Genomic DNA, 23,518 nt, shown 5'->3' on the forward strand with positions numbered 1-23,518 from the left:
TGTCATGCTGCCACGCGCTCGTCTTCTCTCGCCATCGGACACACGCAGGAGGGCGCTCGCCCTCGTTGCCACGACGTGTCTGGTGTCCTGCGGGGGCGTGGCACAGGCGCAAGGCCAGACACAGACCCAGGCACAGACCCGGACCGGAGTACAGGCCGGAGCCCGCTCTTCTTCCGATGCCTCTGCGACGGGATCGCGGGGTGCATCTTCGTCTTCCGGTCGGGGGCATTCTCATGCGGCGCCCGTCCGAGCTGCCGGTGAGGTGGACGGCGGAAGCGAAGCCATCGTGGTCACGGGGACGCGCGAGATCGGGAAAAAGGCCCGCGATTCCATCGCACCGCTCGATATCGTCTCGCGCAAGCAGATCGCTGCGACCGGTCAGGGCACGCTGCGCGATGCCCTGAGCCTCATCCTGCCTTCGCTCACGACACCGACCGCCGGGTTCGATGCGGGCGCCATGACCGACACGATCAGCCTGCGCGGGCTGAATCCGAACGAGACCCTCGTTCTGGTCGATGGCAAGCGCCGTCACACGACAGCCAATATCTATTCCAACCCGGGACCGCAGCAGGGCTCAACCGCGCCCGATATCGACATGATTCCGATGGCCGCCATCGATCATGTCGAGGTGCTGCGCGACGGCGCATCGGCGCAGTACGGCTCGGATGCGGTCGCCGGGGTCGTGAACATCATCCTCAAGAAACAGGCGCGCGGTTTCCACGCGCAGAACATTACGGGCATCACCTCCGAAGGCGACGGCTACCAGCAGGGCGTCTATCTCGATGGCGGTGCCGGGCTCGGCAACCGGGGCTTCGTGCATGTCAGTGGCGATTTCGTGCATCAGGATCACACCTATCGCAGCGCGCCCGACAATCGCACCGGAACCTATCAGAACAACATCCTGAGCCAGCCCGAACAGACGCGCGAGAGCGTGGCCATCAATGCCGGTTACGACATCACCGACGATATCCAGGCCTATGCGATGGGTACCTACGCGCATCGTGCCGCACAGTCGTACCAGAACTACCGTCTGGCTTCGTCGCTTCGGGCCTATCCGGAATATCAGGCGATCTATCCGTGGGGCTACTCGCCGCTCGAGACGCTCAACGAGAACGATTACGAGCTCAAGGCCGGGGTGAAGGGTGTTTTTCACGGCTGGCACTGGGACGTGTCGAGTGTTTACGGGCGCGATTACGACGATATCGGCCTGATCAATTCGGTCAATCTCTCGCTCAACCGGGCGACGGGCCGTACGCCCACATCTTTCGACGTGCAGGGTTTCAACAACCAGCAATGGACGAATGATTTCGATTTCAGCAGGAAATTCACCTTCAGCGGCTGGCCGCAGAGCGTGAACGTGGCTGGCGGCGCCTCCTATCGCTACGAGGGATATTCGGTCGGCACGGGATCGCCGGATTCGCTCTATGGCAGCGGGTCGGATGCCCTGGCTGGAACCAATCCGGGCAATGCAGGCAATTACAGCCGCGACGTGACGGCAGGCTATGTCGACATCGCAACGACCCTTGCAAAAGGGCTCCAGCTCGATCTGGCCGGGCGTTACGAGCATTATACCGATGTCGGAAACACGGAAAACGGCAAGGTCTCGCTGCGTTACGACATCACGAAGCGTATCGCCCTGCGCGGGACGATCAGCAACGGCTTTCACGCGCCGACACTCGCCCAGAAATACTATTCCGCCCTCAATATCTCGCCGACGGCAGCGCGCGGTCTGATCGGGGCCGGTTCTCCCGGGGCACTTGCCAATGGCTCCTCCGGGCTGAAGCCCGAGCGTTCGACCAATGCGGAAGGCGGGTTCATCGTCGAGCCGATCCGCAATCTGCATGTCACGACCGATGTCTATCAGATCAACATGCGTGACAGGATCATGCCGGGAGGCAATATCTCCGGCGCGACCGCGATCAACGCGATGGAGCAGAACGGTTTTGCCCTGCCTTCCGATATCGGAAGCTGGAACCAGAGCGCGATCACGGCGAACTGGTTCGCCAATGTGGCGAGCACGCGCACCCAGGGCATCGATATCACGGCCACCTATCTGACCCGTCTCGGCCCTTACGGCCGGATCGACTGGGATGCGGCGATCAACCTCAACCGGACCCGCCTGTCGCATCAGACGACCAACCCGCTGACGGGGGCACCCCTGCTCAACGCCTCGGCCGTCGCCTATCTCACCACGGCCTATCCGCGCAGCAAGATCATCTTCGGCGGTCGCTGGACCCATGCGAAATGGACGATCGGCCTGCACGAGATCCGCTGGGGTCAGACGACCAACCAGCTCACCTATTATGCGCCCGGGCCGAACCAGTTCAGCACGACCCATTTCCTCGAATATCAGAACAAGCCGAAATGGACGACCAATCTGGATGTGAGCTATCGCGTGACACCGCGCTGGACGGCGACGATCGGCGGTAACAATATCTTCTCCGCCTATCCGACACGCGTGCCGGACGGAAACCGCTATCTTGGCGCCCCCCAGTATTACATGAGCACTTCGCAGCTCGGGATTAACGGTGGCTACTATTATTTCCGGGTGAATTACGATCTCTGACGGCGAAGATTAACGTTATCTCCGGGTTCGGCGGATGATTGCCGTCCCGGTCATGATTTGTCACGCATGTGCGACCGCCGGAAACCCCCGGTTTTCCGCGGTCGTGACAAGCCGCATACGGCCTGAAACAAAAATTCTCTCCCGGGCGGGTTCCAAAACGCCTGACGAAGTTCTTACAACTCGTTCATCCAGCCATCGGGAGCTTGAATCAAGAGTGTCTCTGACCGTTCTGCGTCGCCTCGTATTATGCCTTGCCCTGACGTTTTTCTCCGGCCACGCGCGTGCAGAGGGCGATCTCCCGGCGCCGACGAAGCCGGGCGAGATAGGCGCCATCAGAACGGGAACCTTCCCTGCGGTCGAGGCCCAGGCTGCGCGCCCAGTGCTGAAGGCCGACACAACCGTCGCCCCCTTGCCGCGTCCCGAGGCCATCTTCACCGATCCGCACGGAGTCAATTCCTGGCTCCGTGAACGCGGTATCGCGTTCCTTCTCGACAACACCAACGAGATGGCGGGAATGATTCACGCGCCGACCAGAGGGCTCGGTCTGCGCAAGGGCGCGAGCAATGCCGGACAATACTCGGTCGAGAGCGATATCGACTGGGAACGACTGGCGGACTGGAGGGGATTTGCGACCCATGCCGTGATCGTCGGGCGATACGGCATACCGGTCAGCCGGATGTTCGGCGACAATCTCAACCCGAGTCAGGAAATCTACGGCGCGGGCGGCAATGTGTTCGTCCATCTCGTCTTCGCATATGGAGAAGAAACGCTCTTCAACGACCGTTTCGACGTCGCAGCGGGCCGGATGTCGTTTCTTTCCGATTTCTCGGCCAATCCGCTCTACTGCAACTTCATGAACAATGCATTCTGCGGAAATCCGAAGGCCTCGAGCGATAACACCGCCCATGCGTCCTATCCCGATTCCAACTGGGCGATACGGTTCCGGCTCCGTCCTTCCGAAACGACGATTTTCCAGTTTGGCGTCTATTTCACCCAGACGCAGGGCATTTACGGCAATACCCAGATGCGTACCGGCTTCAAGTTCAATGGCGCCGACATAGACGGGCAGGCGATGCCGGTCGAGTTCATCTGGTCGCCGAGGCTGGGTCACGATCACGAGCTCCCGGGCCATTACAAGCTGGGTTTCGTGTACGATACCGCCGATCACAAGGACAATTACTACGACGGTAACGGCAATCCCTTCGCGCTCAGCGGGCTTGCGCCGCGCGATGTGCACGGGGCCTGGGCGGCCTGGGGACTGATCGACCAGATGGTCTATCATCATCCCGGGCAGGCAGCCGATGCAGGGCTCACCTTTCTGGGTGTTGCCTATGTCAATCAGCCCGAGACGCAGACCCGTGCCGACCAGCTTTCCATCGGCCTGCTCGATCGCGGGTTCTGGAAGGCGCGGCCGCTCGACGGGCTGGGTCTAAATTTTTCCTGGACACATGTCTCCGACGCCCTGACGCGCTCCCAGCGCCTCTATGCGATGCAGGGGCGTCCCCTGCCCAACGGATCCCTCTTTCCGCAGACGAGCACCTATAATCTCGAGCTGCTCTATCAGATCCATGTGATGCGCGGCGTTACCTTCGCGCCCGATTTCCAGTATTACTTCAATCCGGGCGCGCAGAAGCAGCTCAACAATCAGGCAGTTATCGGCTTCAAGAGCCATATAGAAATATTCTGAAAACTTTACCGGAGAAACTTCCGGATCGTCTGGGTTGTTTCTGGTCGCAGCATGAGCGATCAGGAGTTTCCCCGCGATGTCACACAGCCTTCCCGCACTGGCCGATGCCCTCACGCCCGAGGGTCCGCTCGACGGATTCTGGCCGATAGAGGATTACGCGGCACTCGGAGACGGCCGATCCGTGGCGCTGATCGCGCCCGATGGCAGCGTCGACTGGTGCTGCGTGCCCAATCTCGACTCGCCACCCATGTTCGACCGGCTTCTCCATCGCGCAGGCGGTTTCTTCCAGATCCGTCCTGTGGCGCCCTTCACCGCGACACGGCAATATCGCGAAGACAGCAACGTGCTCGAGACCCTGATCGAGACGGAGCACGGCTCGGCCCGGATCACGGAATCCCTCAACAGTACCTTTGCTGGGCGTCTGCCCTGGACCGAATTCGCACGCCGCATCGAGGGGATTTCAGGGCGTATCACGTTTCTGGTCCGGTTCCGTCTGGGGACGCGCTGCGGCACGGTCGCTCCATGGATCCAGTCGACCGAAAACGGCGACGTGCATCACATCGGCTCCGTTCTGGCCCATCTCGTCCATACGCCCAACATGCGTATCCTGCGTCAGCTCGATGAAGCCATCGAGGCGGAAATCATCGTGGGAGACAAGACCCATGCGCTCGTCGCGCTCGTCGCGACACAGGACGAGCCGCTTGCCGTGCCGACTCCCGAACAGATCGACGAGCGTATCGAGACGAGCGATCGCGCCTGGCGCAACTGGGCCCAGTCGCTGTCCTATGACGGCCCCTATGCCGGGCATGTGAAACGCAGCGCGCTCGCGCTCAAGCTTCTGCTCTATGCGTCGAGTGGCGCGATTGCCGCTGCGGCGACCACCTCCCTGCCGGAACGTCTGCGGGACGGCAAGAACTGGGACTACCGTTTCGCCTGGATCCGCGATGCCGCCTATGTCGCGAATGCCTTCGTCAGGCTGGGCGCGATTGCCGAGGTGAAGGCCGCTCTGGCCTGGCTGGTGCATCATCTCGGTGAGCAGGGACCGCTCGTGATGTACGGTCTTTCCGGCGACAAGGTCGAGGACGAGACGTTTTACGAGGATGTGGACGGATATCGGGGCATCCATCCGGTCGTGACCGGGAACCGCGCCGCCGGACAGCATCAGCACGGGATTTACGGCGATATCTTCGAGACGGCAGCGCTGTTCGTTTCGCGCGGCAATCTTCTCGATCAGAAGACGGCGCAGCTGCTCGCGGGCCTTGCCGATCTGTGTGCCGATCACTGGCGGCAGAAGGATGCGGGGATCTGGGAACTCATGGAGGATCGCCACTACACGATGTCGAAGGTCAGTTGCTGGCAGGCGCTCGACCGGGCTTGCCAGATGGCGGAACGGGGGCATCTCGCCAGGGATCGCGTGCCGCGCTGGACGCGCGAGAAGGAGCGTATTCTCGACTATATCGACAAGGAATGCTGGTCGGAGAAACACCAGGCCTATAGTTTCTACGCGGGTTCCGACGAGCTCGATGCGTCCATCGCGCTCGCCGTTCCGTTCGGTATCGACCGGAAGGAGCGCATGCTCTCCACCCTCGACGCCGTACGCAAGCAGCTCGGTCGCGGCCCCTTCATCTATCGCTATACCGGGATGCAGCAGGAAGAAGGCGCCTTTCTCGCCTGTTCCTGCTGGGTGGTCGAGGCGCTGGCGCTGCTCGGCCGCAAGGACGAAGCCGAGACCATGTTCGCGGCATTCCTGGAGGCACTTCCGAAGAATACGGGGACCATCGCCGAGATGATCGACCCCGATACCGGCATGTATCTGGGCAATACGCCTCAGGGCCTGAGCCATCTCGGTATCGTCCATGCGGCCTGTGCTCTGGCAGGCGACCGGATGAAAGCGTTCGATCTCCCCTGATGCGCTCTTGCAAGCCGGCACATTCCAGTCGTTGCGGGAGATTCGGGCCGCGGGAGTCCATATCGGGCTCCCCTGTCGGGCTCCCCTGTCGGGCTCCCCTGTCGGGATCGTCACGGCGCTCCGCGCGGCAGAACGCTCAGTTCCGCGTAAGTGTCTGGACGATTCTCACGAGATCGATCGCCAGCCTGTCAGGCTCGGTGATCTCGTAGGTCTCATGAGGATCGGAGGTTTTCTGCAGATAGGCATGGGTATTGAGATAGAGGGATCGATTCCGGGCTTCCGAGTCGATCATTCTCTGTGTGCCGAAGATATAATCGTCATGATTGAGGATGATTATATGTTTGCCTCCGAAGAAGATGCTGTTGATGAAGGCCGACCCGGAGAATCCGATGACGATATCGTACTCGCTCCATAGATTTATCTGATCCTGGAATTGCAGTTCTTCGGGATGGCAGATATCGACGCCCATTCTTTCGAGTGCTTCACAAAGCATGTCCTCCCCCAGATACCGGCGTGTTGCCGATCTGACCCGGTCCCGGCTCAGATAGAGAGGATTCATTTTCGGGCGGCTGACGCGTTTCCCTGTCAGACAGTGTCCGATGGAGCGCATGAACCCCGCCCAGGCAGGATAAGCATGGCTGTTTTCGACAAAAACAGGTTCAGCCACGACGATATCGTGCAAGGAAGACAAGTCCCTGACATTCAGGATCTTTCCTTCGTCGATTTTCAGAATATCGAATATTTTCGATATGAACGCGTCGTTGCGACCGGAAACCTCGTCGTAATTGACGCATGTGAAATATTCGAAATGCCGATCGGTCGCTTTCAGATACCACAATCGTTGCAAGGTGCTGGTCAGGAAATGGCCGAAATGCGTATGGAAATAACCGATCCAGAAACTGCCTGACGGTCCGGTAGCGCTATGGGGAACGGGGTCTATGATATCCGGCGCATAAACATGATAGTGGAAATGACCGTCGGTACCTTCGCCCGTACAGTAAGTGGAATGGGCGATCAGACCGCCGTACGTATTATAGAGCGAATCATGCTTTACGAGCACCTGCGGATGCAGCGTGACCGAAGGTGACCCATATGCCCTTATCGAGCGTCCGAAGGTCTGTGCGCAGATTTCGAACCGGGAATGTTTCATTGGCGGCAGGTCGGGTGGGAGGCCCCATGTCTCGATCCCGCGCGGCTCATCGAGGACATCATGAGAGTATGATCTGTGACTATTTCTTCCTTATCGAAGAATAATCATGGATTTGTTCGATATATAAATCAATTCATTGAGACATCGTGACTATAGACCTGTTTTCGTCCCGTGTCGTTCAGGTCGCCCGGTGTTGTCAGGGTCTCCCGAGGGGTTTCCGCGGCAGGCCCCGTCCGTTACCGCCCCCGGCCTTTCACGGGATGAACCGTCCGGATTGACGTCGCGGCGTCGGATCGGAAAAACGATCCCGGGTTTATCGCGATCGTATCGCGTGCATGTTCCGGATCGGTCAGTCGGTGGGCGCGCCTTCTCAGGTCGCGTAACCCGAGAGGGTCCAGGCCTCGCGGGCGCGCGTCAGCCCGTGCAGGCGCGCGCCGGGGTCGTAGATCGGAACGCTTACCATCACCTCGTCAGGGGCATGGCGTGTCATGAAGTCTTTCATTCCTTCTGCGACCTGCTCCCGGGTTCCGATCAGGCTCGTCGCCTGCACCGTATCGAGCTGCGTGCTGATCTCGCGCGACCAGGGAAGATCTTCCGGCGGGACGGGCGGCAGGACACGCCCCGGTCGGCCCTGTCGCAGCGCCGCTACGAACAGACGGCGTGAGGTCGCGAGGAAGTCCGCTTCCTCCGCCGTGTCCGCAGCAATCACGTTCATGGCCAGCATGACATAGGGCGCGGCCAGATGCTCAGAGGGGCGGAACGTGTTGCGATAGAGATGGACGGCCTGTTCCATCATCTGCGGCGCGAAATGCGAGGCAAAGGCGAAAGGCAGGCCCAGAGCCGCCGCCAGCTGCGCAGAAAACAGCGATGAGCCGAGAAGCCAGACCGGAACGTTCGATCCTGCCCCGGGGGTGGCCACGACGCCGCCCGCATCCCCTTCCGGCGAGAGATAGGCCATGAGTTCGAGAACGTCCTCGGGAAAGCGATCCGCGCTGTCTCCCGTCCGGCGCAACGCGCGCAACGTGCGCTGATCCGAGCCGGGAGCACGACCCAGGCCCAGATCGATCCGCCCCGGGAACAGGGCCTCGAGCGTGCCGAATTGCTCTGCGATGGTCAGGGGCGCATGATTGGGCAGCATGATGCCCCCGGCACCGATACGCATATGGCGCGTGGCGGCGGCGAGATGACCGATCACCACGCTCGTCGCGGCAGAGGCTATGCCGGGCATGGCGTGATGCTCAGCCACCCAGTAGCGCTTGAAGCCGAGGGCTTCGGCGCGAATGGCCATGTCGCGCGATTCGAGCAGGGCCTCCCGGACGCTGCCATCTTCGCGGATGAAAGAGAGGTCGAGAACGGAGAGCGGTGTCATCATCGCGATATGGGCAGCGACAGGGCGCGTGAAAAGCCCCGGATGACCGGACGCGATGAAGGGCGTATCCGCGTGTCTCCCCCGGCTCAGCGATCCGCCTTGCCTGCGGTTGCGTCCTCCGCCAGCGCCTCGACGGCCGGGGTGGTTTCCCCTCGCGTATAGATCGGCTCGGGTGCGGTCTTGTGCGCGGCTTCCATGAAGCTGTCGGCCAGCGCCCCGTACAGCGCGTGCTTGCAGATCATGCGCGAAACGCCGAAAGCGAGGAAGGACGTCGCCATGAGCGCCAGCGTGACCTGCTGGTTGTCGCACATTTCCATCACGATGACCGTGGCTGTGAGCGGTGCCTGAACCACCGCGGAGAAATAGGCCACCGTGCCGAGAAGAACGACGGCGCCCGGAGTCGTGTGCGGAAGATATTGCTCGATCCATCCTCCGATACCGGCACCGACGGAAAGCGAGGGGGCGAAAAGCCCTCCGGGGATACCCGAACAGTAGGAAACCACGGTCGCCACGAATTTCAGGATGAAGAACGAGGCGGGATAATGCTCCGAACCATCGATGATCTCGCGCGCCTGGGTATAGCCCGTTCCGTAGGTCGCCCCATGGGAAACCAGACCCAGACCGGCAAGAACGACGCCGCACGAGGCCGCGAACAGCACCGGGCGTGCCTTGATCCCGCGACCCAGCCGTCCCGGCAGGCCCTTCGAGAAGCGGATCAGAATGGCGGAGAACGTGCCGCCGGCCAGCCCCCCGACGATCCCGCAGGTCAACACGGCGATCCATGCCGTTCCGATCGGGACATCCACATCGGTATGGCCGAAATAGGAATAATTTCCGACGAGCGCGATGGCGGTCACACCCGACAGAACCACGCCGGTCAGCATCGTGCCCGACGTCTTCTGCTCGAAGGAATGGGAGAGCTCCTCGATGGCGAACACGATCCCTGCGAGCGGCGTGTTGAAGGCGGCGGAGACGCCTGCCGCACCGCCAGCAAGAATAGCGCCGCGCCGCGCCGCTACACTCGAAATGCCCAGAAGACGTGAAAATCCGTGCATGATGGCCGCGCCGATCTGTACGGTCGGCCCTTCACGTCCGATCGAGGCTCCGGCGAGAAGCCCGAAACAGGTCAGAACGATCTTGGCGGAGGCGACCTTCAGCGAGAGGACACGGTTCACGATCGAGAAATTCTCGATATGAAGCGTCGCGATCGTCTGGGGGATGCCGCTCCCCTGTGCCCCGGCAAAAAAGCGACGGGTCAGCCAGGTCGAGAAGGCAAGACCGCTCGGGATCACGATCAGCATCACATAGGGATTCCAGCCGACCATCCTCCCGCGGACACGCGCCGCCCAGTCGGCCGTGCCGGCAAAGGATACGGCCACGACGCCGACGAGTATCGCCCCGAGCCACCAGGTAAGGGTACGACGCCACTGTGTCGTGGTGCGTCGTGCGGTGCGACGGAGGTGCTGTATGCGGTTGCTCTGCCGCAAGGCGGTGCTGGGGCGCATGGATTCTCGCCTGGCTGGGAGTCGAAGGGGACGACCGGTTTGTGACGCTCCTGCCAGCACCCCGTGCGGCTGGTCAAGGAATGGGGAATTGAAAAGATCGTAACGAAGCAGATTGCGTCAGGTTCGCGCTTCCATGCCGGGGGTATTCCAGCCTCCCGCCGGTGTCGCGCCGGGGCTGCACCCGGCGGAGGGCGCGTGTCTCACACCAGAACGGGAATGCCCGTCTGCTTCGCCTTTTCCTCGGGTTCGACGTGGATATGGATGATGGCCCGGCCGATATGCTTGCGCAGCATGTGTTCCACGCGGTCGCAGATATCATGGGCCATGGCGACCGACATCTCGCCCGGAACGACGAGGTGGAATTCGATGAAGCTGACGCTGCCCGCCGTGCGTACGCGGATGTCATGGGCCTCGATCGCGCCGGTCGCCTGTTCGGAAATGATGCTGCGGATGGTGTGAAGGGTTTCCTGGTCCGGAGCCTCATCCATCAGCCCCGCGATGGATTGACGCATCATGTCGAAGCCGACGCGCAGGACATTCACGGCGACCAGTCCGGAGAGAATGGCGTCGAGACGTGTGTACCCCGTAAGGGGGATGAGCGCGATTCCCAGAACGAGAACCACCGTGGTCCAGACATCGGAAATGACATGACGGCCATTGGCCGTCAGCGCGGGAGAGCGTCTTTGGCGCCCCTGGCGGACGAGCACGAGCCCCCAGGCGAGATTGACCACGCCGCCCAGCGCATTGAACGCGATACCGAGCCAGGGTGCGATGTCGTGATTGGGGGCGAGCCAGCTCTTCCACGCGACCCAGGCAATCCCGATCGCTGTCAGAACCACCAGAACGGCCTCTGTCACGGCAGAGAGATATTCGGCCTTGTCGTGACCATAGGTATGGTTGTCGTCTGCCGGGCGCTCGGCAACGTTCAGGGCCCAGAGGGCACCGAGGGCGGCTGCGACATTGATGATCGTCTCCAGCGTATCCGAAAGCAGCGCGCTCGAACCGCTGACCCGCCAGGCGATATATTTGAGGCCGAGCGCCACGAGGCTCACCAGAAGCGAGAGCCAGCCGAACAGGATCTTCTCGGGAGGTTTCAGCATGAGGCGGTGTGGGCGCAGGGATATTCGGCTCCCGGCGCCTCGATCTGGAATGTGGCATGACCGATGCGAAAGCGGGCCTGGAGAAGCTGCCCTGCCTCGCGCAACAGGACATCCTGCTCCGTCACGGAGGCGGTGCTCACGAGATGGACCGTCAGTGCGGTTTCGGTCGTGCTCAAAGGCCAGACATGCAGGTGGTGAAGATCCTCGACCCCGGGCAGGGCGCACAGGGCGCGGGAGACCTCGGTCAGATCGATGCGTGAGGGAACGGCATCCAGCGCCATGTCGAGCGAAGCCCGCAGGAGCGACCATGTGCCGACGATGATAGAGAAGCAGACGAGGAGGCTGACGATCGGGTCGAGCAGGCTCCATCCCGTCAGCATGATGACCAGCCCGGTCACCACCACGGCAAGGGACATCACGGCATCGGCGGCCATATGCAGGAACGCCCCGCGGAGATTCAGGTCCTCCTTGCCGCCGCGCATGAAGAGAAGCGCCGTCCCGCCATTGACCAGAATACCGATGAAGGCGACGATCATGACGACCCGACCCGCGACCGGACCGGGATCCGCAAGGCGCATGACCGCCTCCCAGATGATGCCGCCCGTGACCAGGAGCAGGAGCACGGCATTGCCGAGGGCCGAGAGGATGGTCGAGCGTTTGAGCCCGTAGGTGAAGCGGGATGTGGGCGCGCGTCGGGCCAGGGAATGGGCAAGCCATGCCGCGCCGAGCCCCAATACGTCAGAAAGATTGTGCCCGGCATCGGAAAGCAGGGAGAGCGAGTGGGCGAGCAGGCCCCAGACGGTTTCCGCCACGATATAGGCGATGTTGAGCGTCATGCCGATCAGGAAGGCGCCCCCATAGCTGGCCGGTGCATGAACGTGCCCGTGATGCCCATGCCCATGCCCATGCCCATGCCCATGCCCATGCCCATGTCCATGACCATCGTGATCGTGCCTGCGGTGATCGTGCCCATGGTGATCGTGCCCGTGGTGCTCATGTTCGTGCGCCGCGCCCGCGCATCCTGCCCCCGGGGCGTGGGTGTGCCCGCCCGGTGCATCCTGTTGCGGATCGGCAGTTTCCTGGGGAGGGGCATGGTCGTGCGCGTTTCCGGCCACGGGCTCGCTTTCGATAGATCGTCGTAAGATACCGCATATAGGGCATCCTGCCCGGTGTCGCCATCGGGAAGCGTGCCGCTTTCGATGTCGGAACGGGAAAAATGCCGTGGCTCTACCCGTGCCGGGACAGCTGCGCCGCCATGGGCAGAACGGGTCAGCCCCCCGGAAGTGAAAGGGTTTGTCATCGAAAGAGGACGATTTCAGGATTGAATTAAATGAGCCTGTCGGGTGGTATGCATCTCGCCCTGTGCCTGTCGCGAGGGAGGGGGGGAAGTCCGAATTCCGACTGAGTTCCTGATCGCGATCGTGAAAACCGGATGCGCCGCCTTCGTCACGCGGTTCGTCCGGACAGTTTTGTTTTGGAGCTTCCCGTTTGAATTCATTTTCGCATGACCTGCGCCGAGCGCGTCTTTCCGTGTCCTCGCGGGACATCGCCGCGCGGTCTGTCTTGCCCGTCCGGCGCGATGCAGCCAGCCCCGGCGGGGCAGGGCGTCGGCAATGACGGACGAAGCCCCGCCAGCTGGGGATACGGCGCTTCGCGCCCTGAGAAATATCGGTCCCGCGGCGTACAGGGATCTTGCCTTTCTCGGGATTGTCGACCGGGCACAACTCGCTCTGTGCGAGCCCGATACCCTCTATCGTCGTCTTTGCGTCGAAACCGGGGTTCGTCACGATCCATGTGTGCACGATGTTTTCGCCTCGGCAATTCATCAGGCGCGAACGGGTGAGGCATGCGACTGGTGGCACTTCACCCCCGGGCGCAAGGAACGGCAGAAAAACGGGAGTTTCGTCTCCCTCCCCGAAACAGTGAGGAATTCCTGATGCGTCCACCCCGTCTGCCAGTCCTGTCCGGCCTTATCGTGACGATGGGACTGATCGGCAATGCTGCTCATGCCGCCCCGGCTGCGTCGCAGGATGCTCATCAGGACGCGCTCTATGCGCCCATCGATCCTGCACGCATGTCCGAGACGATACGGGTTCTCGCCTCCGATCCCTTCGAGGGAAGGGCACCGGGCACGATCGGAGCGGGACGTACGGTCAATTATCTGATCGCCCGGTTCAAGGCGATCGGGCTGGAGCCGGCGGGCGAGAACGGCAGCTGGGTGCAGGAAGTGCCGATGGTCCATACCAAGATCGGGCCGGACGCATCGGTCCTGTTCAGGACCGGGAAAAAGGAGCCTCTCGACTATCGTCAGACCCGTGAGGTCTATCTCACGACGAATACGCCCTCCGCCCGGATTCATATCGACGATGCCCCCGTGGTGTTCGTGGGGTATGGCGTTCATGCCCCCGAGCGGGACTGGGACGACTTCAAGGGGATCGACCTCAAGGGCAAGATTGCCGTCATTCTCGTGAACGATCCCGATTTCCGGGCCGCGCCCGGCGACGCGGTTTCGGGGCGTTTCGGCGGTCGGGCGATGACCTATTTCGGCCGCTGGACATATAAATACGAGGAAGCGGTCCGGCGTGGCGCCGTCGGAGCCCTGATCGTGCACGATACCGAAGCCGCCTCCTACCCATGGAGCACGGTGATCGCGCCCGGCGGAGAGGCCTATGACATCGCGCACTCCGGTGCTCCCGAGAGCCTTCTGGTGAGGGGCTGGATCGAGGGCAGTGCGGCGCGCAAGCTCTTTGCCCGTGCCGGGCTCGATTTCGACCGGCTGAGCGCACAGGCGCGCCGCCCCGATTTCACCCCCGTGACCCTGCCCGATACGTCCTTCTCGGCGGATTTCGCGGTAGCGACGAATACCCTCCAGAGCCGGAACGTGATCGGGAAGATTCCCGGCAAGGTGCATCCGGACGAATCCATCGTCTACGGCGCGCATTGGGACGCTTTCGGCAGGAGCAGATCCCGCGACGGCAAGACCGTCATCAGACGCGGGGCGGTCGATGACGGCTCGGGCATCGCGGCCATTCTCGAGATCGCGCGCGCCTTTCGCGCAGGACCGCAACCCGATCGCACCCTCCTCTTCGCCGCCTGGACGGCCGAGGAACGCGGGCTGCTCGGTTCGACATGGTATGTCGAGCATCCCCTGATGAGCCTGCCGAAAACCGTGGCCAATTTTACGGTCGATGTTCTCCAGATGGCCGGATTGTCGCGGAATGCCTTTCTCGTCGGCGCCGGACAGGACAGCCTCCAGGACGATTTCGTGACGATGGCGAAATCCCAGGGGCGCACCACGCAGGAGGAGGCTCTGCCGGAGCGGGGCGCCTTCTACCGGGCAGATCATCTTCCGTTCGCCCGGGCCGGGGTGCCAGTGCTGCCGATCATGGATCTGGCCGGTTATCCCGATCTGGTCGATGGCGGCGTGGCGGCGGGGCGCAAATGGCTGGACGGCTATATGGCCTGCTATCATCAGCCCTGCGATGCCTGGAGCCCCGACTGGGACCTGCGCGGTGCGGCCGAGGATACGGCTGTGCTCTACGAGGTGGGGCGCAGCCTTGCTTTTTCCCGGATGTGGCCGAGCTGGAAGCAGGGCTCGGAGTTCAAGGCGATCCGCGAGCGAACCGAGTCCGAACGCCCCGCGCTCTAGCGCGGGAGGGAGGCCGATCCGGATGAGCACTCAGCGCGAGTATTGCCTCAATCGGAATCATGTTGCTTTTCCGGCGTCGAGACACGGTCGTTCATAGATGCGATCTGGCTCGACGGCTGGATTGTCTCGCCGCCCGATCGGCAGGTACGACAACGCTTTCTCCTTTTATTTTAATCAAAAAATCAGAGAATTATCTTCCCGATTGCATTATACACGCTCGAAGAAACCGGAAGAACAAAGATAGGTCTCCTTTCATGTATCATATGACTGTTTGTTACCCTTACGGTGACAATAATCATTTGCAGATTCGTTCCGAAGCACTCGGTCTGCGTTACATAAATAGCCCCAGGCTATTGAATGGAGACAGGGATTACAAGCACATCAAGAAATTCGTGTGGATCATACACGAGCTGGAGAGCAACGAGCTCCTGAGAAATTCGGTCGTCATGTTCACCGATGCCCATGATATCATGGTGATGGCCAATAGTCAGGAATTGTGCTCGCTTTTCTATGCATTCGACTGCGACTTCCTTATCAGCGGTGAGAGCCATTTTTTCCCTGAGCCCGAAACTGAGGACCGGCGCCTGATCCGGGACTATTTCCATAACGATCATCCCGCACCTTATCCCAATGCCGGAGCATGGATTGCCTATGGTTGGGCAGCACTCGAACTGCTCAGGGAGTCGGTGGCTCACGCCAGGGAAATCGGGAGCGACGACGATCAGCTGGCCATCCAGGATGTCATGGTCGTGAACGAGACCCTTCGTATCCGGGTGGACCACGACAATCTTGTTTTCAAATCCGTGGTCGGAAATATCGACAATATATCTATACGCGGGTCGTCGATATTCGATGAAAATCTCAGGCGTATTCCGGTTCTTCATTTCAATGGAAACAGGCATCATCTGGATTTCTTCAGATTCTACAACGATCTGTTTACGCTGAATCGAAACCCCGACCTGCTTCTGAGAGTTGTCGAAACCGCAGCCGGGGCATATGTCGCGTATGACGAAGGTCGCTTCGCACTCACGGAGCATCGCTCCCCGAAAATCCTGTTTCTCCTTTCCGCGCCGTCCGGCAATTCCTGCCTTATGACCGGCGACGGCAGAGTCGTGACGATTTCTCCGGAGTTCAACCTGGCGGCCGGTCATCACCGGGTCGATGGCTGGGAAATCATCAGAACCTCGAACGTACAGACCGTGCTTCAGACGTTTTTCCCGGATGAGACGTTCGCATTTCTTCCCCTCAAAACGCGCGATATCTGCGACGCGCATCTGCGAGCGAGCACGACGAACATACTCGAGTATTTCTACAATCTCTGATTTCCAACGCAAGAGGGCAGATGCAGGAAAAGGGCAGATGCAAGACTGGCCGGATGACACGTCAAACGGTGGATCCCGGCCCCCTCCGGTGATGCCGGGTCCGGGTTCCTCCTCCGGTTCCATGTCCGGGATTGCCCGATGTGAGGCGACCCGGCATCGCAATCGCATTCTGGCGTCGTGACAGGCATGGATCGCTGCCTTCGCGATGCGTCTTGCCGGGATGACCCGGGATGACTCCGGGAACCGGCTCGGGCCGGACGGAGAGGATACGGTCCGTCGGGCAATATCCTCCGTTCGGCCCGATCCGGATCCTCCCTTGCGTCAGACCGTTCTGGCGCGGGATCACGACCGGGCCGCTCCATTCCGGGAAGCAATGCGGCACTCATCTCCTATTTTCTTGACAAGACCCCACGCTCCGTGACTTCCAGCCGGAATGATCCGGCTTACCGAACTCAGACTCCCCCTCGATCACGACGAAACGGCGCTCGTCGAGGCCATTCTTGCGCGCCTCGGTGTCGCGCCCGAGGCGCTGCTTGCGCATACGATCGTGCGGCGCGGCTACGATGCCCGCAAACGCGGGAAAATCGTCCTGGTCTATAGCGTGGATTGTCGTCTCGCCGACGAGCCTGCCCTCCTCGCGCGGCATGAGAACACGCCTAATATCCTCCCCGCGCCCGAAACGCGCTATGTCCTGCCGAAAGCCCCGCCCCGGGCAGGCAGGGGCGGGAGCGAAGCCACCCGGCCCGTGGTCATCGGCGCGGGACCCTGCGGGGTCATGGCGGCACTGATTCTCGCCCAGGCCGGTCTGAGGCCGATCGTCCTCGAACGCGGCAAGATCGTGCGCGAACGTACTGTCGATACCTTTGCCCTCTGGCGTCGCTCCGAACTGACCCCCGAGAGCAACGTCCAGTTCGGAGAGGGCGGGGCAGGCACGTTTTCGGACGGCAAGCTCTATAGCGGCGTCAGCGACCCGCGCAATCTCGGCCGCAAGGTCATGGAAGAATTCGTGAAGGCGGGCGCGCCGGAAGAGATCCTCTATGTATCGAAGCCCCATATCGGAACGTTCCGGCTCGTTTCCATGGTCGAACATATCCGGGCTGAAATCGAGTCTCTGGGCGGGGAATACCGGTTCGGAACGCGCGTGGACGGGCTGATCACCGAGGGTGTTTCGCGCCGCCTCAAGGGATTGCGACTCTCCGATGGCTCTGTGCTCGAAACCGATCATGCGATTCTGGCAGTCGGCCACAGCGCGCGCGATACGTTCGGGATGCTCCATGCGGCTGGCGTTCCCATGCAGGCCAAGCCCTTTTCCATCGGTGTCCGTATCGAGCATCCGCAATCGCTCATCGACTGCGCGCGCTTTGGCGACCAGCGCGGTCATCCCCTTCTGGGAGCCGCCGATTACAAGCTCGTCCATCATGCCAGCAATGGTCGCGCCGTCTATTCCTTCTGCATGTGTCCGGGAGGAACGGTCGTGGCTGCCACGAGCGAGCCGGGCCAGGTCGTGACCAACGGGATGAGCCAGTATTCGCGCGCCGAACGCAACGCCAATGCCGGAATCGTTGTGGAGGTTTCGCCCGAGCGCGACTATCCGGGCGATGTGCTTGGCGGCGTGGCCTTCCAGCGCCGCTGGGAGCGTGCGGCCTTTCTCGCCGGAGGCGGCGATTACAGGGCACCGGCGCAAAGGGTCGAGGATTTCCTCGCGGGTCGGGCCTCGACTGCTCTGGGCGAGGTGGTGCCGTCCTACAAGCCGGGGGTCACGCCTGCCGATCTGGCACAATGCCTTCCGGATTTCGCTGTGGCGGCCATTCGCGAAGCGCTACCGGCCTTCGACAGGAAGTTGCGCGGTTTTTCCATGGGCGATGCCGTCCTGACCGGGGTCGAAACCCGCACGTCCTCGCCGATACGCATCGCGCGGGCGGAAGACGGACAATGCCCCGGCCTGCAGGGGCTTTTTCCGGCGGGAGAGGGGGCGGGCTATGCAGGTGGAATCCTGTCCGCGGGGATCGATGGAATACGCGCCGCCGAATGGGTGATCGCCGCCTCGCGCGCTGCGGACTGAGGCGCGGGAGACGGATCCGGATCGTGCTGCCGGAGCAGCCCGGGGAGGGGCTCGCCTGCGCCGGTTCCGGCCTGTCGTCCGGTCAGGGAAGCCGGACGATGGGCAGCATCATTCCTCGACCGGGGTGAGAGCCAGAGTCTGCGGCGCAGGATGCATACGCCGGGGATAGGCGAACACCACATAGAGCGCGAAGCCGCAGAGCGCCCCCACGAACCAAGAGAAATTGCCCAGTGCCTCGCATCCCGGCACGAAACCGGGCGCAAGCGCCGCAAGAGCGGCCAGACACATGGCAAGCAGGGCCGGCACGCCGCTTTTGCGTTGGCCGACACAGTCGCGACGCACGGCATAGCTTTCGGCCACGAGAATACCGAAGATAGGCCCGATGACGGCAGCCAGCAGATCGAGCGTCATGTGCATGTGCGCCGGGTTGTTGTAGAGCCGCCAGGGCATGATCGCGATCGATCCCAGGCTGAAGATCCAGCCGGCGCCCCTCCACCCGATCTTTCCGGGTGCGAGAACGCAAAGATCGAGCACACCCGAGACGAGATTGGCCGCGATGTTGATTCCCGCCGCCGCCACGAGAAAAGTGAGAATAGCAATGGCGACGATCTCGGTATTGCCGATCCGGCTGATGATCTCCACCGGATCGTTGAGTGCCGATCCGAAAAGCGGAACGGTCAGGGCGGTGGTGGCGACACACAGGGCCGCAAAGAACAGGAAATTGAGAGGAAGCCCCAGAAAATTGCCCAGTGCCACCTGACCGACCGAGCGCCCCTTGCGCGCATAGTCGCCGAAATTGAGCATCGGGCCGGAGAAATAGGAGACCACCAGCGCGGTCGCATTCGCCCAGAGCAGCGGATGGCTGCCTTCATGACCGGCGCCCGCGCCGAAGCCGAGGCCGGGCCAGCGCCAGTGATTGCACCAGAAGAGATAGGCCAGCAGGACCATCATCACCCCGTATATGGCGGGACCGGCGAGGTCGAAGAAACGCCGTATCGTCTCGACGCCGCGCCGGAAGATCATCAGCTGTATGGCCCAGAGCGAGAGAAAACAGACCCAGCCGAGAACGGAAAGCCCCAGAAAGCCGTAGATGTTCTCTCTGGTGAAGGGAGAAAGGGATGGAACGAGCCGCGCCAGCAGGATGCAGACGGCGTTCGAAGCGAGCCAGGTCTGAATGCCGTACCAGGACATGGCGATCAGTGCCCGCAGCGCGGCCGGTACGCGTCCGGCAGCCGGACCGAAGGCATTGCGGATCACGAGAGCGAAAGGCACGCCCTGTTTCTGGCTCGGCACGGCGACGAGCGTTGCGAAAACACAGACCAGCAGGCTCCCGGCAACCAGAGCGAGGAAGACCTGTCCTGCCGGTAGGCCCAGAGCGAAAAGCGATCCGGCCATGACATAACCGCCGATACTATGCACGTCGGTCATCCAGTAGGACAGGAAATCGTACCACCCCCAGTCCTTTTGCGAGACGGGGGCGAGTTCGTCCCGGTTTCCGGCGTGGGCATGCGGTCTCATGCCCTATGCGCTCCGCAACGACAGCGATGGTCCGTCCGGGCGACAGTGCTGCGCGATCGCCTCATATCCGAGCACGTCATGCCCGGGCATTTCATATCCGCGCACCTCGCGAAGGTTGCGTGCGCTCTGGCGGGCGTCGTTGCCTGTCCGAATCCTGGCTGCATGGTCCGTACTCCGTACCTGCGGGGGACTCCCCGTATGCATGCGACCGGGGAACATTCCATTCAGGAAACTATCCGCAAGGCGGTCGTGTCAATCCTTATTGTTTACAATCCGAAGCGATGCTCACGGCGTGCAGCGTGCTCTGCCATGAGCAGAAGACCGGCACATCGACCCGTTCGGCCAGTGAGCTATGGAACGGGGCCAGACCCGTGCCCCCCAGAAGAACCGGTATCGGGCCGTGTCGTTCGGCAATGTCCCTTACGGCTGTTTCGAGCGCGCGGAGCGTTTCCTCCCGGTTGGTCCGCGCCTCTTCGCCGAAGCGATCTATGGTGCGTATGTCGACCAGGCTTTTCTCGTAACCGCTTCCGTCGGCGAGATCCCGTATGAGCGGCGACCAGGCCTGGCCGCCGGTCACGATCGCGAATCTTTCGCCGTGCGTGAGGCAGAATGCCATGGAGGATTCGGCCATGGCCGTTACGGGCGTGGCAATCCGGCGTCTGAGCGACATCAGGCCGGGATCTCCGAAACAGGCGAGAACGATCCTGTCATAATGCCGGACCCGCTCGGCTGTCAGCGTGGTGACGGTCACTTCCGCGGCACGGTTCAACGTTTCGGCGCAGGCGATGTATCGCGCACCCGATGGTGCCGTAAGCCCGTCGATATGGGCTCCCGGCAGAGCTGCACATGCCGACCGGACGAGCTCCTCCGTGATGCTGTCATTCGTATTGGGATTGAAGACGAGAATGCGCGTCATGCGAGACCTTCCGGAAATGGCACAGGATCGATGTCGAAGCAGAACGACATCTCCAGGAACAGGAGGATTGTTTACAATGATCGTCAACAATCCGGAACAGGATCGTGTTCAGCTGCGTGCCCGGGGAAGAGCAGAAGGGGAAGGCGAGGACGGCAGGCCCGGGCGATCGGCGCCAGCGCGGCATTGCCTTGCGCGACGCGCCTCGTGCATATCGTGATCATGATCCCGGATCCTGTCGAAGACCCGATTATGGCCAGCCCCGTATCCAGCCCCGTATCCGGCTTTCTGTCCGGCTCCGTGTCCGATCTCGTCCCGTCCGAAGCAGCCATCGCGCGGCGCATACGCGATGCGATATTCGACCGGACTCTCGCGCCGGGCAGCAAGCTTGCCGAGATGCATCTCGCCGAGGCATTCGCGACCACGCGCGCGCGCATAAGACGGGTGCTTCTGGCGCTTTCGCGCGAACATGCCGTGGATCTCCTGCCGGGGCGCGGTGCCTTCGTTGCACGTCCGACACCCGCTCAGGCACGCGATGTGCTCGTGGCCCGTCGCGTGCTCGAGATCGGGCTTCTCGAGCGGCCCTGCCGCCCGCTCGATGAGAAGGCGCATGAGGCGCTGGCCTCCCTGCTGCAAAAAGAGCGCCAGAACCGGGAACATGAGAACCGGGAGCGTCAAAGCCATGCCGGGCGTGCGCGTATCGAGATGATCAGGCTTTCGGGCCAGTTTCATGTCGTCCTCGCCCAGGCCCTGGGTAACGACGTCCTCGCCGGAATGCTTCAGGGGCTCATATTGCGCAGCTCGCTCGTCATCGCCTCCTATGAGCGCGAGAAGGCGACATGCTGCCTGCCCTCGGACCATGAGCAGATCCTGATGGCGCTCACGCGGCAGGCCCGGGGCGAGGCCGTACGGCTCATGACGCGCCATCTGCTCGAGATCGAGCAGAATCTCGATTTCGATCGTCCCCCTGTGACCAAAACGCCGCTCTCGGCCCTGCTCGCACTGAGTGAAACCGGGAGCGAAACCGGGAGCGAAACCGGGGGCGAAACCAGCAGCGAGGCCAGAAGCGGGTCCGGCGCACCGTAGCCCCGCATGACTGCTCCTGCCTCGTCATAGTCCTCCCTGATGGAATGCGGCCGTCGGGTCGTCCTGCGTGCGAGGCCCACGCAGTATCGCCCGGAGGGCCGGGAGTTTCCTCGCAGATGGCAGAATATAATCCCCGAACTCTGCAGTCCTGCTGTCGTTGGCCGTCAAACCCCAGCAGCGAGAGATGTCATGCCCCTCATCGACCCACGCACCCGTTATCCGGCCGCTCCTTTCGAGACCCAGCCCCAGGCTTTCCCCGGTCTTTCGGCCGAGATGAAGCCGGAACCCGATTATGGCGAGCAGAGCTATCGCGGCAGTAACCGGCTCGAAGGGCTCGTCGCCCTGATCACCGGAGGCGATTCCGGAATCGGCCGCGCCGTCGCCATCGCCTATGCGAAGGAAGGCGCCGATATTGCCCTGTCCTACCTCCCTGAAGAGGAAACCGATGCGAAAAACGTTGCCGCTTCGGTAGAGAAGACCGGACGTGCCTGCCTGTTGCTCCCCGGCGATATCCGCGAGAAACCGGTCTGCGAGTCCCTCGTTTCGGAAACCCTGGCCCGCTTCGGCCATCTGGACATTCTCGTCAATAATGCGGCCTTCCAGCATCCGCGCGAGAATTTTCTGGAGATCGAGGACGAGGAATGGCGTCGTCACTTCGATACGAATGTGCATGGCATGTTCTATCTGACGAAAGCGGCACTTCCCCATCTGAAGCCCGGGGCCTCGATCATCAACACATCCTCGGTGAACACGAAGACGCCGATGCCGATCCTGATCCCCTATTCCATGACCAAGGCAGCGATCGCGAATTTCACGGTCGGTCTCGCCGGGAGCCTGGTGAAACAGGGTATCCGGGTCAATTCCGTCCTCCCGGGACCGATCTGGACGCCCTTCATCGCGACCGGAATGCCGCCCGAACAGCATGAGAGCTTCGGCGCGCAGGCGCCCATGGGGCGCCCGGGACAGCCCGCGGAGCTGGCGGGGGCCTATGTCTATCTCGCCGATCCGAATAACAGCTTCACGACGGGGGCTCTGTTGCCCGTGCATGGAGGCATGCCCCAGCTCTGAGCCGCAGGGCGCTTCGAACCGGACGGGCATGATCGCGGCCCGTCCGGCTTCGTCCGATCCGCCCATGCCCTGTGTTCCCTGTTCCATGCCGCCCGAAGCACGCTGGCGGCGGCATCCGCGTCGTTGCGTCACGCGACCGGCAAAGAGGCCATCTACGGGGATGCGACAAGTCATGCGCGATATTGCGCGCGAATTACCATGCCGGTCATATTAAAGCCCCAGAAGAGAGGCGTATTGTTCTTTCCGGTTTCCGGAAAAGCGGCTGAGTGACGACAGGTACCGGATGCCCACATTGTGGTAAGCGGGCCGGAAATTGCCGGACATGAAAGACTGTATATCCCAGAACATGGAATATACCATAAAGATACTCCGCAAGTCCAAATTGGCAATCGGCTGTTATGGAGCATTAACGATTTGACGTATTTGAACGTTAATTAAATACTTCCCGTTTTAACAGTCCCGACTTACAGTTCAGTTATACCGTGATTGTCCCCTTTTTGACGACAAGGCAGGACATCGCGTCTTCTCAACATGGCGGCATCGCGCCGACACGACCGTTCACGATCGTCCAGTCCTTTTTGACGGATGGATGACGTGTGCTGCCCTGCGGATTT

General features: G+C 61.8%; 17 protein-coding genes. 9 read left to right on the plus strand and 8 right to left on the minus strand.

Annotated elements, in window-relative coordinates; all coding sequences use genetic code 11:
- The first annotated feature begins 4 nt into the window (after positions 1-4).
- The 3 genes from SSA02_RS10170 (at position 5) to SSA02_RS10180 (ending at position 6,162) form a co-directional block, all read left to right on the plus strand.
- Positions 5-2,566 carry a TonB-dependent receptor plug domain-containing protein gene (locus tag SSA02_RS10170; protein ID WP_147093980.1) on the plus strand — a complete coding sequence of 854 codons (2,562 nt, stop codon included), beginning with the start codon at positions 5-7 and terminating at the stop codon, positions 2,564-2,566.
- Between the two features lie 214 nt (positions 2,567-2,780).
- Positions 2,781-4,253: a carbohydrate porin gene (locus tag SSA02_RS10175; protein WP_246103841.1), complete on the plus strand. Its 1,473-nt coding sequence runs from the start codon at positions 2,781-2,783 to the stop codon at positions 4,251-4,253.
- A 76-nt stretch (positions 4,254-4,329) separates the two neighbouring features.
- On the plus strand, positions 4,330-6,162 hold the full coding sequence (locus SSA02_RS10180) for a glycoside hydrolase family 15 protein (protein WP_147093982.1): 1,833 nt from the start codon (positions 4,330-4,332) through the stop codon (positions 6,160-6,162).
- Positions 6,163-6,298: 136 nt separating this feature from the next.
- On the opposite strand, the gene SSA02_RS10185 is transcribed toward SSA02_RS10180, so the two are convergent.
- The 5 genes from SSA02_RS10185 to SSA02_RS12935 form a co-directional block, all read right to left on the minus strand.
- Positions 6,299-7,312: a glycosyltransferase family 61 protein gene (locus SSA02_RS10185; RefSeq protein WP_147093983.1), complete on the minus strand. Its 1,014-nt coding sequence runs from the start codon at positions 7,310-7,312 to the stop codon at positions 6,299-6,301.
- Between the two features lie 370 nt (positions 7,313-7,682).
- Positions 7,683-8,681, minus strand: a complete 999-nt coding sequence (locus tag SSA02_RS10190; RefSeq protein WP_147094143.1) for an LLM class flavin-dependent oxidoreductase — start codon at positions 8,679-8,681, stop codon at positions 7,683-7,685.
- 86 nt (positions 8,682-8,767) lie between these two features.
- A complete protein-coding gene (locus SSA02_RS10195; protein WP_147093984.1) occupies positions 8,768-10,186 on the minus strand; it encodes a chloride channel protein in 1,419 nt (472 codons plus the stop codon).
- 200 nt (positions 10,187-10,386) lie between these two features.
- Entirely contained in the window at positions 10,387-11,286 is a 900-nt protein-coding gene (locus SSA02_RS10200) for a cation diffusion facilitator family transporter (RefSeq protein WP_147093985.1), read from the minus strand.
- Complete coding sequence (locus SSA02_RS12935) at positions 11,280-12,401, minus strand: cation diffusion facilitator family transporter (protein WP_371859212.1); 1,122 nt, start codon at positions 12,399-12,401, stop codon at positions 11,280-11,282. Before SSA02_RS12935 ends, SSA02_RS10200 begins: the two co-directional genes overlap by 7 nt.
- 498 nt (positions 12,402-12,899) lie before the next feature.
- Here SSA02_RS12935 and SSA02_RS10210 point away from each other — a divergent pair, with 498 nt between their 5' ends.
- The 3 genes from SSA02_RS10210 (at position 12,900) to SSA02_RS10220 (ending at position 16,257) form a co-directional block, all read left to right on the plus strand.
- Positions 12,900-13,223, plus strand: coding sequence for a helix-hairpin-helix domain-containing protein (locus SSA02_RS10210; protein ID WP_147093987.1), 324 nt, complete (start codon positions 12,900-12,902; stop codon positions 13,221-13,223).
- 44 nt (positions 13,224-13,267) lie between these two features.
- Entirely contained in the window at positions 13,268-14,935 is a 1,668-nt protein-coding gene (locus SSA02_RS10215) for a M28 family metallopeptidase (protein WP_186807768.1), read from the plus strand.
- 299 nt (positions 14,936-15,234) lie between these two features.
- Complete coding sequence (locus SSA02_RS10220) at positions 15,235-16,257, plus strand: glycosyltransferase domain-containing protein (protein ID WP_147093989.1); 1,023 nt, start codon at positions 15,235-15,237, stop codon at positions 16,255-16,257.
- A 61-nt stretch (positions 16,258-16,318) separates the two neighbouring features.
- On the opposite strand, the gene SSA02_RS10225 is transcribed toward SSA02_RS10220, so the two are convergent.
- Positions 16,319-16,639, minus strand: coding sequence for a hypothetical protein (locus SSA02_RS10225; protein WP_147093990.1), 321 nt, complete (start codon positions 16,637-16,639; stop codon positions 16,319-16,321).
- A 51-nt stretch (positions 16,640-16,690) separates the two neighbouring features.
- On the opposite strand from SSA02_RS10225, the gene SSA02_RS10230 reads away from it, so the two are divergent.
- Positions 16,691-18,319 carry an NAD(P)/FAD-dependent oxidoreductase gene (locus SSA02_RS10230; RefSeq protein WP_147093991.1) on the plus strand — a complete coding sequence of 543 codons (1,629 nt, stop codon included), beginning with the start codon at positions 16,691-16,693 and terminating at the stop codon, positions 18,317-18,319.
- 108 nt (positions 18,320-18,427) lie between these two features.
- Here SSA02_RS10230 and SSA02_RS10235 read toward each other — a convergent pair whose 3' ends face one another.
- Together SSA02_RS10235 and SSA02_RS10240 are read right to left on the minus strand one after the other, a co-directional pair.
- The gene (locus SSA02_RS10235) at positions 18,428-19,837 is read right to left on the minus strand and encodes a cytosine permease (protein WP_147093992.1); all 1,410 of its coding nucleotides are present in this window, start codon (positions 19,835-19,837) and stop codon (positions 18,428-18,430) included.
- Between the two features lie 259 nt (positions 19,838-20,096).
- Positions 20,097-20,753, minus strand: coding sequence for an aspartate/glutamate racemase family protein (locus SSA02_RS10240; protein ID WP_147093993.1), 657 nt, complete (start codon positions 20,751-20,753; stop codon positions 20,097-20,099).
- A 249-nt stretch (positions 20,754-21,002) separates the two neighbouring features.
- On the opposite strand from SSA02_RS10240, the gene SSA02_RS10245 reads away from it, so the two are divergent.
- Positions 21,003-21,836, plus strand: coding sequence for a GntR family transcriptional regulator (locus SSA02_RS10245; protein WP_147093994.1), 834 nt, complete (start codon positions 21,003-21,005; stop codon positions 21,834-21,836).
- A gap of 189 nt (positions 21,837-22,025) precedes the next feature.
- The gene (locus SSA02_RS10250; RefSeq protein WP_147093995.1) at positions 22,026-22,904 is read left to right on the plus strand and encodes an SDR family oxidoreductase; all 879 of its coding nucleotides are present in this window, start codon (positions 22,026-22,028) and stop codon (positions 22,902-22,904) included.
- The last annotated feature ends 614 nt before the right edge of the window (positions 22,905-23,518 follow it).

It is taken from the genome of Swaminathania salitolerans (genome assembly GCF_007988945.1).
In the GTDB taxonomy this organism is placed as follows: Bacteria; Pseudomonadota; Alphaproteobacteria; order Acetobacterales; family Acetobacteraceae; genus Swaminathania; species Swaminathania salitolerans.